At 62.3% G+C, this 14,859-nt stretch carries 7 protein-coding genes and 1 pseudogene; 4 read left to right on the top strand and 4 right to left on the bottom strand.

The window, feature by feature from the left end:
* Window positions 1–34: 34 nt before the first annotated feature.
* The 3 genes from ACZ6D7_RS09710 to ACZ6D7_RS09700 are packed head-to-tail and all read right to left on the bottom strand — an operon-like array spanning window position 35 to window position 8,345.
* Window positions 35–5,083, bottom strand: coding sequence for an FtsK/SpoIIIE domain-containing protein (locus ACZ6D7_RS09710; protein ID WP_469486270.1), 5,049 nt, complete (start codon window positions 5,081–5,083; stop codon window positions 35–37).
* The gene (locus ACZ6D7_RS09705) at window positions 5,080–6,513 is read right to left on the bottom strand and encodes a hypothetical protein (protein ID WP_469486267.1); all 1,434 of its coding nucleotides are present in this window, start codon (window positions 6,511–6,513) and stop codon (window positions 5,080–5,082) included. The genes ACZ6D7_RS09710 and ACZ6D7_RS09705 overlap by 4 nt, the downstream gene beginning before the upstream one ends.
* On the bottom strand, window positions 6,513–8,345 hold the full coding sequence (locus ACZ6D7_RS09700; protein ID WP_469486265.1) for a hypothetical protein: 1,833 nt from the start codon (window positions 8,343–8,345) through the stop codon (window positions 6,513–6,515). The genes ACZ6D7_RS09705 and ACZ6D7_RS09700 overlap by 1 nt, the downstream gene beginning before the upstream one ends.
* Before the next feature lie 368 nt (window positions 8,346–8,713).
* On the opposite strand from ACZ6D7_RS09700, the gene ACZ6D7_RS09695 reads away from it, so the two are divergent.
* Window positions 8,714–9,994, top strand: a complete 1,281-nt coding sequence (locus ACZ6D7_RS09695; RefSeq protein WP_469486260.1) for a DNA cytosine methyltransferase — start codon at window positions 8,714–8,716, stop codon at window positions 9,992–9,994.
* A gap of 147 nt (window positions 9,995–10,141) precedes the next feature.
* On the opposite strand, the pseudogene ACZ6D7_RS09690 reads toward ACZ6D7_RS09695, so the two are convergent.
* Window positions 10,142–11,324 (bottom strand): annotated as a pseudogene (locus ACZ6D7_RS09690) (IS3 family transposase).
* A 351-nt stretch (window positions 11,325–11,675) separates the two neighbouring features.
* Here ACZ6D7_RS09690 and ACZ6D7_RS09685 point away from each other — a divergent pair.
* The 3 genes from ACZ6D7_RS09685 (at window position 11,676) to ACZ6D7_RS09675 (ending at window position 14,752) form a co-directional block, all read left to right on the top strand.
* On the top strand, window positions 11,676–12,197 hold the full coding sequence (locus ACZ6D7_RS09685; RefSeq protein ID WP_469486254.1) for a toll/interleukin-1 receptor domain-containing protein: 522 nt from the start codon (window positions 11,676–11,678) through the stop codon (window positions 12,195–12,197).
* A gap of 956 nt (window positions 12,198–13,153) precedes the next feature.
* Window positions 13,154–14,164: a hypothetical protein gene (locus tag ACZ6D7_RS09680; RefSeq protein WP_469486251.1), complete on the top strand. Its 1,011-nt coding sequence runs from the start codon at window positions 13,154–13,156 to the stop codon at window positions 14,162–14,164.
* A gap of 117 nt (window positions 14,165–14,281) precedes the next feature.
* Entirely contained in the window at window positions 14,282–14,752 is a 471-nt protein-coding gene (locus ACZ6D7_RS09675) for a hypothetical protein (RefSeq protein ID WP_469486248.1), read from the top strand.
* Window positions 14,753–14,859: the final 107 nt, after the last annotated feature.

Raw genomic sequence — 14,859 nt, 5'->3', positions numbered from 1 at the left:
GGCGGCAGCGGTCAGCCATGGCGGTGCCGCCTGGTCAGCTCCCGTCGTAGGCCACCTGCAGCCGCATGGTGCCCTTGGCCGTGTGCAGAAAGGCGTCGCCCTGTCCGGCCAGAGCCTCGGCTCCGGTCTCGTCCAGAATGATGCGGCTGTCGGTCGCGGTCTTGACCCTCAGGGCGAGTTGGGCGGGGAAGTTAGAGCGGATGGTTGTCGAGATAACGTCCGCGCTCGGGCGCTGCGTGGCAGCGATGACGTGGATGCCCGCAGCGCGGGCCTTCTGCGTGAGGCGCTTGAGCAGCGCTTCGATTTTCTTCTTCTCTTCGGGATCGCTGGTGAGGTCGGCGTACTCGTCCAGGACAATAACGATCCAGGGCTTTCGGTCTGCTTCATCGACCTTGGCGTTGTACTCGACGAGCTTGCGTGTGCGGATCGCCTTCATGTCCTTGTAGCGCACGGCCATCTCTTCGACAGTTTCCTCAAGAATCTCGATGGCGTCGGCGGCATCCATACCGATCGTGCCATCAAGGTGAGGGTCGTCCTCGAAGTCGACAAGCTCGGTGCCCTTGGGATCGACGAGGCGGAGTCGCAGGGTGCTCTTGTCGTACCGGACCAAGCCCTTGAGGATCGTGTCCAGGGCGACGGACTTTCCTGATCCAGTAGTGCCGGCCACCAGCAAGTGCGGTGAGTCCGCGGAGGACAGGTCGATGGCAACCGGGTTGCCTTCGATGTCGGCGCCAAGGGGGGCGATGAGGCTCTCGGGATCGGCCGGGCACAGCTGCCATAGCGCCTTGGCGGCGACCCCGTATTTCTCGTCGTCGATCTTGGGGATCTCGAAGAGCACGGAGCCGCGGTCGCTGCGGGTACGAATGCTGAACCCGGAGGGTAGTGCCAGGGCCAGGAAGATTTCGTCGCGTCGGTTGGTCAGCTTGTCCACGGTGACCCCAGGACTGGGGATGAACCGGAAGATGTAGAAGCCGGGTCCTTCCTGCCACTTGCCCACCTCAGGGGCGGTCACCACGACCTTGTGGCGGGCGAAGACGTCGACAACCTTGTTGTATCGAAGCCTCAACTCCTCCTCGGAGAGCCCACCGCAATGAGCCTTCAGAGGGACAGGATCTACCTCTGTGGCAGGGGGATGCACAACTACCGTGCTCGGCGTGGTGGCTAGAGCAGTTGCTTCGACAACCTCGACGGGCGCCGCTGGTTCTTCCTCAGTAGGCAGTTCGGCGCCAATTTGTGCTGAGGAGGTTTCGACGCCAGTATCGGCAACGCTCACGGTCCCACCGTGGTCCTCAGATACAACAAGGGGGTCGGCGTGGGCGGGGTCCTGGTTGGCGCGCAGAGCGCCGATGAGGTTCAGCAGTTCGTGCTTGTTCAGCCTCACCAGGATGTGCTTGCCGAGGCGTCCGACCGCGGGTGCTGACTGGTCGTCCTCGGCTGAGACGGCCACGGCAATGCCGGTGACTTGACCGAGCTGGACCTCCGCGGAGCGCAGGGCATCAAGGACCTTCGCCTCAACCTGACGGTGATCGACATTGCCGATCAAGGTACGAGCTGGAAGGTCTGCCGCGTCCAGGGCGTTTCCACTGGTCTGAGCGATTGCGGCGGCAAGCTCGTCCAGCCAGAAGGGACGGTCATGGCGAGCCTCGCCGTCCGAGCGGAAAGCGTCCTTGCACAGGTCGGTGGTGCGGTTGAGCTGTTCCTCAGCCGAACCGACGTCGAAGGTCTGGCGGAACTTGGACTCGGCGACCAAGACATCGAGGCGAACCGTGTCGTCGTCCTGGACGGTCAATACGAACCGGCCGAGATCGGCACGGGTTTTGTGTCCGCGACCGAACCAGCGATGGTGCTCGTCGAAGCTAATCCAGGTGACCAGGCTCGTGCCCTGCCGGGAAACGGGAAACTTCTGGTCGATGACGAACCGCGTGGCGACTAGGCCTACGACTTCGTTGACCGTAGTGCCGATACCGAGGGAGCGCAGCACGGCGCCAGGAGCCACGTTGCGGCCGACCTCGTAGATCCGCTTGGCGGTGCCTTCGGAGTCCTGCAGAGTGACGACACCGATCTGCTCCAAGCGGCGTCGCAGTCGCTGGACGACGAACTGCTGGCCGGTCTGCGAGCTGACAATGAGGGTGTACGACTCGTTCTTGCCGACATTCGGCTTGACGAGAATGACGTCAGGACGGTTGCGCAGTGCATCGATCTGCTCACGGCCGATGAAGCTGTCGAGAGTGACGACCCAGTGGGCCACGCGGTGCAGATCGGCGAACAAGTCCTGATGCTGGTCGAACTGCACCTGCATCTCGAAGTAGTCGATGCCGTCGACACTCTCTCGGGAGACCGGGGAACGGCGGTCGTAGCGGACGCACAAGGTGGACCAAGACTCAAGAGCCTCGTCGGCGGTTTCGGGCAACAACGCTCTCACGACATTCTCGCTGGTCTGAGCCAGGTTGTGTGAGGCCGGGTGCTTCCAGGGGTTGAAGAAGCCCGACAAGGATTCCTTCTTGGTGCTCTCCTTGATGCTGGTCTGGGTGCCAAACAGTGCCGGCGCCAGGACGAGATCTATGGTGTCTTCCAGCCCTGACAGGTCTGCTTTCTGGTCGGGCTCCCATGCCTGCAGGATGAGTTGAACGTCGGGCAGGAAGCTGTCCTCGGACATCTCCGCGCCGGAGAACTGCAGGTCGAAACCCTGGATGATCTCGTGATGGGTGGCCTGAGGGGCCAGCACGACCAGATCAACCTTCAGACGAGGGTTCTTGGCCCGTACTTGCTTGGCCACGCGCATTGGCAGGACGGGATCGCCGTTGCGGTCCAGAAGCAGTACGCGGAGGCCGTCAAGCTTGTGGGGATAGGTCGTCAGGTATTCGGTGATGACGCGGACCATCTCATCGATCGCGGTCTCATCGACGCTGGAGAGCCATTCCTTTGACTCGTTGCCGCCATGGCGGACCGGTGCGTACTCTTCGTGTCCGGCTGATTCCCGCATCGGAATGGCGATCGTGCCGCCCGGCCCGACGAGGACCGCCGGTGTTCCGTGTGGGGAGATGCGGTCGATAGCGTCGAAGAAGAGATCCTCGTTCTCCTGGTTGAGGCTCAGACCTCCATCTTTGTTCAGGGCGGTCTCAATGCTGCGGGCGGTCTCCATGTAGTTCCGTGCCAGCCATCGCAGCTTCAGCGGGTGGGTGGCCAGCATCATCATTCGGTGATCGGCCAGCCCGATGACGTCGCTCAGGACGACGGCCTTAAGGTCCTCGTCCGGAGCGTTGTTGGGAACCAGGGTGGTGCGAGCTTCGCGGAGGATGTCTTCCCATTCGCGTACGTAATCGCTGATGTTACCGGCGTCAAGTCCTTCGGAGAGCCGCTCGAAGTGCTTCCGCTTGAGGCGCTCCAGCCTGCCAGCGAAGTGAGGTTCAGGGACAGGTGCAGGCTCCTCAACCTGCCATTGCCGGGGGTCGTTGAACTTCTCGAGGAAGGTGTCGAAGGTCAGATCGCTGGTGTGGCCTGGGGGGTTTCGCCAGCTGTCGATGAGGGCTGCCAGGGCTATCTGCCCGGGGATGCCCAACGGGTCCCAGCGAAAACGTCGCTGGGTGGCGCTGTCCATCTCGACCAGGAAGCGCAAAGGTGCCCACTCGGTGTTCACGTCGAATGGCTCTTGGGTTTCGTGGGCCTCCGGCACGGCCGGCTTCGTCACGTCCAGCAGGCAGCCTTTCACCTCCAGAGTCAGGCGAAGCCCGGTGGATTCCTGGATGTCTCGCAGGGTGCGTGCATACAGGAAAGCGAACAACCAGCGGCTCCACCGCCCGGCTTCCTGGTTGCCTTCAAGCCCGACGACGACGGTGCCTTCCTCTTCGTCGGAGAAGTAGGTCAGCTCGCGCAGCAGAGCACGCAGTGGGTCTTGGACGAACTGAGAGTCCGGGAAGGCAAGCTTCTCAACTTTGCGGCGCGAACGCTTGGACAGCAGGTCGGCCAATGCATCAGCGCCACCGATGGGAGCCTCGTCAAGGAAGCGCTGTGCGGATTCCTGGTCTCCGCGGTCAAGCCCCTCTTCGATCATCATGGCGTCGAAGTCGTCGACGCGGTCTGCGGCCTTCTTCTCGATCTCTTGCCGGACCTGCTGCCCAAGACCGATCTTCTTGGACTTCTGCTCGAAGACCTCGAGCCAGAGGGTCAGGTCGTGCCCACAACGCAGCTGACGAGGATCCTGCAGGTCAGGCCCACTGCGGTCGAGGTTGAGCACGAGGTTGCGCATCCGGGCTTTAACAGTCTCTGAATCTGCTCCGATGTGAGCCAGGGATTCCTCAGTGAACTCAGCCATTGCGATGCGGTCTATCAGGTCTTCCGCGGTGATTTCTTTGCCGTTGGGCTGCTTGAAGGCACTGACGCAGACGTTTTTCTTGATCCGGGCAGGCAGCGCGGCAGGCTTGACGAAGAGGTTTCGGTCCGGGAAGAGACCAAGAGCGGGCAAGGCTGCAGAAATCTTGGCACAGACGACGTCAGGCGTGTGGACCCGAGTGGCTACGACCTTCTGTGCCGTCTCGACCATGAAAGCTGACCAGCGGTGCAAGGAGCGGGAATCTTCATCGGTGACGGCACGCCAGATGGCGGGCAGAGATTCGGCCATAGGGGCCGGAACGGAGCCGCTGCCACCCGCCTCCCGCCATGCGTCGGCCATGAACCTGCCGAATCCTTGCTCGCCGGAGGTGTCATGGTGGTCGCCCAGGATCGCGGCATCGTCAAGGGCGTTCATGGCCGCTAGGCCCTGTTCGTCCGGAGACTGCCCCCACTCGAACAGCAACACCGCCATGCCCTGCAAGGAATTTCGCCATTTGGTCAGCTGGTCCCCCCGATTCAGCAGGAACTCATCAGGTACGCCGTCTATCTGCTCCGAGGTGCCGACCTTGACGACAACCTGAAGTTCCGGGGACTCCGACAGTCTCTGGGCCGTGTGACGGAGGGCCTCGGCTACGGTCGGCTGATCGAACCCGCTGACACGCAGGCCGACACGGGTCCCGCTGGATTCAGCGACCTTGCGCAGTGCTTCATCGGCGACGAACCGGCCGAGCGCTCGGATGCTGCTGTCGGTCACCGGGGCTCCCCTCGAACCATGCTGGTTGCGTCTGAATACTGAGTGAGCAGACCGATGGCGGCCAGCTTCTCTCGGAACGCCTTGCCGTTGCGAGCAAGGACTGATGAGTCGATCTCATGGGCCAGCGGGCTCGCAGACGCGACCTTGTTCTCCGCCACTAGGCCGTAGTTCTTGTACAGCAGGGCACAGAACTGGTCGAACTCCATCTCTGTGCCCTGCGGGACAGTGGCAGATGCCAGTGCCTCAAGCATGGGGGGCTTCATGGTGAAGTGTCGACGCCCGACCGTTGCGTTCAGGGCTCCCACAGCGGCGAGGGTCTCGCTGAAGAATGCTCGGGGCGATGCGACTGCGCTGTCCGTCTCCTTGGTGAATCGCTCGTAGCGGTCCTTCTTAGCCTCGTCGCCTTCGGCTTCGTTGATCATTTCCCGGGCCTGGATGTTGATCGCGTTGCCGATGTCGTTGCGAAAGTTGGTGAGATTCTTCTGCGACTCGCTGCGCAGCGGGGTCGCCTCGTTGCCGAAGTCCAACAGAAGCGACTCGCCATCGGTAAAACCCAGCTTCCTGCGTGCGAGGTGAAGCTGGTGGCGGGCCAAGCAATAGGGGACCCAATGCATAAGACTCTCGGTGCGTTTGGCTCTGGGCGTCGTAGTCCGGGCGACGATGTTACGAGCCCCGTTCCTCAGTAGGCCAGGCCACGGGCTGAGGTTTTCGTACAGGTCAATGTCTCGCTCTGAATCGTCTTCGTAGGGCTCTTCGTCGTAGTCGAAGTCGTGGGCGCTGAGTGCCTTGGCGAGGTTGCCCAGCGGGGTGCCGCTGTCTCGAACGAGGTCGTCCAGGCCCCGTCGCGTAGCCGCCTTGCGGACAGGATCAGGGTCGCTGCGCAGGACCTTGTAGGCCCAGCCCCCACCATCACGGAAAAGATAGCGCTCGATGCTGGGAGCCTTGATCTTGGCAGCTAGCTTGCGGGCTTGTTCACGCTTCTTGGGGGAGGTACCGCGTTGACTGACCTGTCGATCGACTGCGTCGTAGTGGATGAGTTCGCCGACGAACGGATAGATGTGCGCCCCGAACCAGCTGGGCTGACTGCGGCGCCCCGGAATCTCGACCAACAGGGACGAGAACAGGGCATGGAGCGTTTCCAGCGTCTCCGGGGAGTCCAGCTCGACCGCTTTACTGAGTTCCTCGTCGCCTTCAGCGATGGAGGCTTTGGTCGCGATCCGCCGAGCCAAGTCGTGTGAGGTCCTCGTGTAGGCGACTCTGTCTCCGTCGTCCAGGAGTCCTGCGTGCTTCTGTGGCTCTTTCTGATGTGCCAAGTAGACGCCGCGGGCGATCGCGAGCATCTCAAGCGAGACGTAAAAGCCGCGGCCCTGCTGTTCAAGATTCACACCGAAGAGACGACGGACGACCTCCGCCTTGGAGCGATCAGCCATTACGCCCGCACCGACCTGATCTTGTCGCCGACGTCGATCATGAGCTTTCTCATGACGTTGCCCACCAGTACCTGGATCTCGTCGTCCTTGTTCGACGAGTCAGCCAGCTCTGCCAGGGATCCGCTCAGTCCACGGATCTCGGCCTCGTGCTGGACCTCGCTACGCAGGCCTGCGGCCCATCGCGTCAGCAACTCGAAGCGCAGAAGATCTACTTCGACCGAGACTGCAGCCTGGTCGGAGTCGACAGCTGGGATACGGATATAGATGGAGCGGTTGAGCCACTCAACAGCGTTCCGCATCCCTGGGGTGTCGCCCGTGCGTCCTTCCTTCTGCCACTGGGTGACCTGGTCGACCACCTCAACGCCCTTGCTGGACACTCGTCGGGAGATCACGGCTGCGCGGGCGCGATGGGCGAAGAAGGCCGGGTCAAGTACGAGGAAGTCAGGGTTGCTCCCGGCCCGGTGGATACCCTGGACAGCTTCCAGGCCCTTGAGGAAGCGGTCTCGCACTGTGGTGTCTGCCGGGTCCCCATTCTTGTTCTGGACACTGACGAAGTCGTCGCCGGCCTGCAGGCCCATGCGGGCGAACCGGTCCTTGTTGTCGATGCTGTTGAAGAAGTCAGCCCGCCGCAGGAACGTGTACAAGCCCCGCAACTGTTCTGCCTGCTTCTGCGCATCCCGGATCGTACGGGCCTTTTGCAGGAAGCTCTTGGGATCCTCGGGAGGGAAGCGGCCGACTGCGTCTGGGTCAAGGCGGTCGTCGACCTGGCGACGAGAGACCTTGCCCGGGTCTAGCTTGCGCAGCGCGGAAAAGGCAGGCACCCGATGACGCTGTTGCTCGGTCAACGCGTCGCCGAAGAGCGCTTGGTGGTACAGGTGGGGCGCCTGCCACAGTTTGTTCGAGTGTGACCGCTGGTACTTGGTGTGAACGCTCTCGCAAGACAGGCCACCGGTAAGCATGTAGCTGGCCACTGATAGCGCTTGTCGGGTTGTGACTACGGCTCCGGTGCGCTCGGCCGCAGCGAACAGGTCCCGGATCGCAGCCCGGCGCTGGGGCCCGTGGGCGGCATCGTTCAGCTCGTTCCGGTTGGCCAGAATTGGGCAGACATCCTGTGCGTCACAGGTCTCACATGGCTTCCACCGCGACCATTGCGGGGTCGTCCACTGTCTTAGCACCCAAGGGACGAAGCCACCGTTGCCGCTTTCGGCAGCTACGGACTGGTAGTTGAGGTTGATGACAATGACTGTGCCATCGGGGCTGCTGACCTGCCCACGAGCAATGCCGTCCGTGAGGGTCCTCACCAGAACCTTGGCGCATCCCGTGCCGTCCTTGTCGAGGTTGTCGTCTTCGGCGACGCATGCACGTAGCTGGCCCTCGTTTGCGCAGATAATCGCGACGCCCTGGTCCGGAGGGTCGAGTAGCTCGACGAGCTTCTGGGCACCCGCTTGCGCATCAAGCTCACTGAGATCCCTCAGGATGTACAGCGGGCGGTCGCTACGGGTCCGGCCGAGGGAGCGGCTGGCGTCGCCGGCCTCAGTCAGTTCGTTGAAAACCGCTCTTTTGCGGACATCTGATGGGATCGTCTCGCCACCAACCCGCAGCTCAAACAGGAGGCTGGCACACAGGCTTGTCTTGCCATGCCCAGCGTCGCCGGTGAGGACGATGGTCTTTGTGTTCGGTGCCTCTATGGCGCTCAGCAGGTAGTCCAGCGTCGCGACGCGGAACAGTGACTGCGTTCGGTCTGCCCGCTCGTAGATCATCTCCGAGGTGTCGACGTCGAACGGCTGGTAACTACGTATCCGTTGGACGTGTTTGTTGACCTCGAGCGGCATGCGGCTGTCCTTCGTCGACCGGGCAGGGAGCGCTGAAGAATCTTAGCTGGCAGCATTGCTGACGGTAGATCAAATGTGTCGCCAGGGCGCTGAAGTACGCCTGATTCGCCAGCGGGGGACTGCGTCGGGGTCCTCAAGAGTCCCTGATCACTGTGGTTGGCGCTGAGGCACTCGACGCTGACTGCGGTCTCGTCTAGGGCCGGCCGGACGTAGGCCCTGCCGACGCCGCGGTAACAACAGCGCTCCTGGTGATGGCCGATGACGAGATGGTTCAGGGTGCTCGTGATGCCGGAAGGCGGGGCGCAGAAGCGTCGTGATGGGCACGTCAGTGCGACACTTGCCTACCGGTCTGCCGCGCGCGTTCATCCTTGATCGAGTACGATGACCGCTCGTTCCGCCGGTTCTACAAGCAAGGGCAGATGGGGGCGCACGTGGGTAAGCAGTACCCCCTGCAGGCTAAGCGGCGGCCGAAGTTTGAGGAGGGCGTCGGCTCTCTGCGAGTCGTGGACCTCTTCGCTGGCTGCGGTGGCCTCACCCTGGGTATAGCCCAGGCGGCCCACAAGCGTGACGTCTCGCTTGACGTTCGTCTCGCAGTTGACTTCGAGGCAGCTCCCACCAAGGTATTCAAGGCCAACTTTCCCAAGGCCAACGTCCAAGAGGGAAGCGTTGAGTCCTACTTCGACGGTGACCTCGGCGCCTCGTTGACCGCTCGGGAGACTGCGACGCTCTCCACGGTGGGTGAGGTTGGACTCTTGATCGGCGGGCCGCCGTGCCAGGGGCACAGTAACCTCAATAACCACACTCGCCGCGATGATCCCAAGAACCGACTGTACCTGCGCATGGCTCGTGCCACAGAGGTTCTGCGCCCTCGCGTAGTCGTCATTGAGAACGTGCTGGCTGTTGTCAATGACAAGCAGCAGGTGGTCTCCCGCGCCATCGTTCACCTTAAGAAGCTTGGATATGACGTTGCCACCAGTCGTATCGACCTACTCAAGCTCGGGGTCGCCCAGACGCGCAAACGCCACATACTGCTGGCCATCCGCGAAGACGCGCTGCCTTTCGGCTTTTCGGCTGCCGACCTGCTGCAGGTCGAAGACCACAAAGCCACACCCCATGACCTGCGTTGGGCGATCGGCGACCTGCTCGACGTCCGACCGAAGTCATTCTTCGATGAGGGTGCCGTACCCAACGCGGATAACCAGCGGCGTATGAAGTATCTCTTTGAGAACGACGAGCACAACCTGCCGAATGAAGAGCGCCCTGAGTGTCATCAGGGCGAGCACAATTACACCTCGATGTATGGCCGCTTGTGGTGGGACCGTCCGGCTCAGACTATTACCAGCGGTTTCGCTACGATGGGTCGCGGACGCTTTGTCCACCCTGAAGTTCCGCGGTGTCTGACCGCCCATGAGGCCGCGCGCATCCAGGGTTTCCCGGACTATTTCAAGTTCGTCGATGAAAGGGTCAAGCCTCGCTACGAGCTGACTCGCACCGAGGTTCAGGTCATCATTGGCAACGCCGTACCCCCACCACTGACAGAGGCGCTGACCTCCAAGCTCTTTGACGCTGAGGTACTGCTGGTGAAGGACGACGCGTCCCAGCAGCTCGAGGACGACTTCGCTGCCTCTGCTGTTGACCTCGCCTGCTGAGCCACCAACGGGCTGATTCCAATCGAGGTGGGGTACGTGAATCGCCCGCTGGTGGTTTAGCAGTTCCCTTGCCAGAACGGCCTGGCCTTTCCTGTTGTGAACTTGGTGAAAGTTGGGACTGCTGCATGATCGGGTGACAGCGGGGTTTTATGCAGCCAGAGCTGCGGGTGGGGTCATGATGGTCTCGTACTCGACGGGGGTCAATCGGCCCAGGCGTCGTTGCTGTCGGCGCCGGTGGTAGGTCCGCTCGATCCAGGTGACGATCGCGATCCGCAACTCCTGGCGCGTGGCCCAGATGCGGCGGTTGAGGACGTTCTTCTGCAGCAGTGCGAAGAAGCTCTCCATTGCGGCGTTGTCGCCGGCGGCCCCGACCCGGCCCGTTGAGCCGACCAGGCCGTGCCGGGTGAGGACGGATGCGACCTTGCGGGACCGGAATTGCGATCCGCGGTCGGAGTGCACGACGCACCCTGCACCGGGGCTGCGGCGGGCGACGGCGGACTCCAGCGCGGCCACCGCGAGGCGGGACTTCATCTGTGCGTCGATGGAGTAGCCCACGATGCGGCCGGAGTACATGTCCTTGACCGCGCACAGATACAGCTTGCCCTCGCTGGTCGCGTGCTCGGTGATGTCCGTGAGCCACAACCGGTTCCGCCCGTCTGCCGTGAAGTTCCGCCGCACCAAGTCATCGTGGACCGGCGGCCCGGCTTTGGCGTTCTTCTCGCGGCACCTGCGTTTGCCGAAGGCACTACTCCACCAGCCGTTGTCCCTGCAGATCCGCCAGGCGGTCCGCTCGGCCATCGACTCACCGGCGGTGCGGGCCTCGTCGAGGAGGAAGCCGTGACCGAACTCGGGATCGTCGCGGTGCGCGTCGAACAGGGCGTTGGCACGGTATGCCTCGGCCATCTCGGCATCCGTGACCGGCCTGGTCAGCCACCGGTAGTAGGGCTGGCGGGCCAGGCCGAGACCCGGCACGTCACCGCCATCGGCACCCGGTGAGGGGCAGCGGCGGCGGCCAGCTCGCGGACGAGCGGGTACATCATTTTGCTGGCAGGTTCGCCTGCGACAGATACGCCGCAGCTCTCCTGAGCACCTCGTTCTCCTGCTCCAGCAGCCGGATGCGCTTGCGGGCCTCGCGCAGCTCGGCCGACTCACCCGACGTCGTTGCGGGCCTGACGTCCTCATCGGTCTCGGCGCGGCGCAGCCACTTCGACAACGTGATCGGGTGGACCTCGAAGTCGGCGGCGATCTGTTCCAGCGTGACGCCGGGCTCGCGGCTGCACGCGACCTGCACGACGTCCTCGCGGAACTCCTTCGGACACGGCTTGGGCACTGCAACATCCTTCCAGGCCGCTTCTCAGCAAGCCAGGACAGGTGTCACCCAACCCTGCAGCAGTCCCGCCGGCGATCCCGGGCTATGCGTAAACGCGATGGCTCCAGGGGCGGCGTGGACTACCGTGTAGTTATGAGTCGTTGTACAGCCCCGGTCCAGGGTCATCGGACCGCCAGCGGACGTGCGGCGTGTCCCGCGTGCAGCGGTGGAGGCTACGGATACTCATCGTCCCGGTCCTACTACCCGCCTCCGGTTTACACGTCGCAGAGCAGTAGCGGGGGCAGGGCGACCAGTGGGGGCAGCTCCAGTAGCGGCAGAACGCGGGCGCCTTGGTCACCGAGCACCTCCTCCGTGACCTACACGCCTGCCGAGGTGAAGGGGCTGAGTCCTGTTCGCGAAGCCGCCGTGTTGCGCGCGCGTCAACAGCCTGCCCTTCGAGATGTCTTCCTCTGCCACGCATGGGATGACCGGCGCGGTGCTGCCAAGGAGTTGTGCGACCTGCTGGAAGCAGAGGGCGTGTCGGTCTGGTTCAGCGAGAAGGACATTGTGCTCGGCCAACCCTTCATGCGGGAAATCGACAAGGGCCTGGCGAGGTCGCGTACGGGTCTCGTCCTGGTTACCCCTGCGCTACTTACACGCCTTGAGCGCGGTGGCGTCTCTGACAAGGAGCTCTCGGAGCTCCTTGCACGTGACCTGCTGCTCCCTGTCGTGCATGAGACGACCTACGGCGAACTCCGGAACATTAGCCCCTTGCTTGCATCCCGAAATGGGTTGGACTCGGCGGATGATTCGATGGCAGTAATTGCCACCAAGATCGCCGAGCTGGTTGCCGTTGAGGACGACCTGATCGCACCGGCCACACCGGCGAACTAGCCGTCCGGCGGCGTGCCTGGGCGTCGCTCCCCATCGCTGGCGCCAAGCCCAAGGCACGCGAGTCGGTGGGGTGCTCTGCCCAGAGCGCCTCAGACCAAGGTCGGGCCGAGGCCTTTGCGCTGGTGCCCCCGGTAAGATTCGAACCTGCTACACCAGCTTTAGGAGTTCGATCCGGGCCCGCTTCGGCTGAGGTCAGTGACCGGTGCGGCGGCGGGACAGAGACGCTGATGTTCGCCGCCGTCTGGCGTCGTTGATGTCAGCCGTTGATGTCAGCCAGTGAGGAGCTTCGGGTACGGGCACGGTTCCAAACCGCTGTAGAGCCCATCCGACCACCTCCACCAGGTGTGTCGGCTGTCGCAGGCCGAGACCACGCGGCAGAAGCGCTGACCGTCTTCCTCGCGCTTGCTGAGGACCATGGCGCCAACCGTGAGGCGACCATCGCGCTGGGGGCAGGCGGTCATCGTTGGTCGTCCTTGGCCACTGTCGAGCAGCGTCGGACGGCCCAGGGACAGCCCAGCTCTGCAGCAGTCGACTGACGGCCGGCACCCGCGATACGCCCCGTCTGAACCTCAGCCGACGACAGTCAGCCACGACGGCGGGCGAGCCGACCGATCACGCACGCGTATGCCTCGCTGCACCCCCACCCGCCTCAGCCACGCTGCCGGTTCCTTCAACCAGAGCAAGCCACGAAGACCTCCAGCCTAGACGCAACGGATCGGCATCCGTCCAAATCGCGAGACGTTCCTCACAAAGCGTGACCGTTATACGCGCGGAGATTGGCACTCCGTGACACGGAGAAGCGCTTATCGATCTTCTGGTTCTAGGAATGCAGGATTCCACACAAAGTCGAGACACTCAGTGCCATTTCTCTCCGAAGTGCCGTCTCTAGCCGTGCCGTAACCTGACTGACGGCCATTCAGCTTCGAGTAAGCAGAACTTCGATCCCAGGAACGGACATGACCTCCTACGGCTACCGCCTTTTCACCTTCCAGGTATTCCGAGGCTCCAAGCGAACCCCTCTGGACCTCGCTGACTGCAAGGGGGAGCCGTACCAGGAGATAGCTGAGTCTCTTCTGAAGATCCTTTCTGTGGGTACGGCAGTAGGCGACCCCACAGATGACGGCCAAGCCGAGGTGGAGGCAGAAGGGACGTTCGGCAAGCCGGCGCTACGCGTCGAGGAGGTGCGGACCGTTGAAAACACCATCCGAGCCACAGTCTGGGCGGGCAAATTTGGCAGCCACGAGAAGGCGATTGGAGACGCCGCGGGGAGCGACACCGACATCAAGGAAAAAGCTGCAAGCAATCTGTTTCGTGTGATCTTCACCTTCCCCGAGGAAGGTGACATCGGAATTCTTGCTGTCGAGTCGATCGGTCGATCTTGTCCTGTAGCGCCACTCATCAGATGGATGACTAAGAAATCTCGCGACGAGGCCACTCAGGGAAACAATGAAGGCGTCTGGTGGCGAGTCTCTGCATCCCCCCTAGCTGATGAAGACCGTCTTGCCGAGATGATTCGCGAAGGACAGGCCCAGACCCTCGTACTGGTGCGGCATGCTATTACTGCCGGCAGAACCCGCACCGTGAAGGATGTGGAAATAACTGCATCCCTTGCCGTCTCGGGCCGATTGGAAAAGGCCGTACAAGTTGTGCAGGGCTGGTATCGGCGCAATAAGCAGGCAGAAGGTTTTGAAGAGGCCGGCGTCACCAACGAGCAGGGCGCTAGGCAGTTGGCGGCAATCGTCGGTCCACAGATTGCGGACATGGACATGGACGATGGCTGGGTACAGATCGAGGACCCTGACGGCCAGGTCAAGCGTGTGAAGCCCACGCAGATGACCGATGTTTTCACGTACCGCCTGTCCGAGGACCACCCGCCTGTCACACCCAGGTTCTATGCTGCGGTGAGAGAGACGGCATTGGGGATCCAGCCTGCGGCGAAGGTGGGCATCGACTGGCCCGTCTCCTAACCGAGGGGGAGGCGTGAGTTGTTTAGTCGGTTCAACTTCATCCCAGTCCTGCGCGGCCACTGGAAGGGTTTGACAGACGGCAGGTACGCGCCTCCCCGACCTGATATCTTGGCACGCTTGGCACTCCTCATCCCGATAACAGTCTTCCTCCTCATGTGGCTGAGGAAAGGGCATCTTTCTACACCTGGAGCACTGCTGACTGGCGTCGCTCTACTGGCAGGTGGAATGTTGAGTGCATTTACCCACCTGTCTACCCTTAGGCTTAAAGTCAAAGAATGGGTAGGTGCTTCCGAAGTCAGCCGTTATGAAGTAGAAAAAGGGATGCTCGACGAGACGGCGGCACACCTCCTTACGGGTTCTCTCTTGTGCGCGTTTGATGTAGCCTCACTGGTTATCGGGATGAATGTTAGCGTGACCAGACAAGGTCATCTTTACGGATTCTGGGCGGCTCTTTCTGCGGCGATTAGCTCCTACGTCCTCGTGATCTTCATTTTTCTCGTCCCGCGCCTCTACTCGGCGTACGTTGAGATCAATGACGTGGGCCCCAATCTCAATGGGTTCGTAGGTCGAAAGAGGAAAAGGGGGTAATCACCCAGAAGGCTAAGGACGGTGCACGATCATTGGAATTGCTTGGAGCTGCTTTGGTGCGAGTGATCGAGCTATCGATGCTTTCTCCAAAGTGGCTCCGTAAAGCC

This window comes from Streptomyces sp. NPDC041784 (assembly GCF_055591025.1).
Note: the sequence above shows the minus strand (reverse complement) of the source record. Positions and strands in the feature narration are given on the sequence as shown.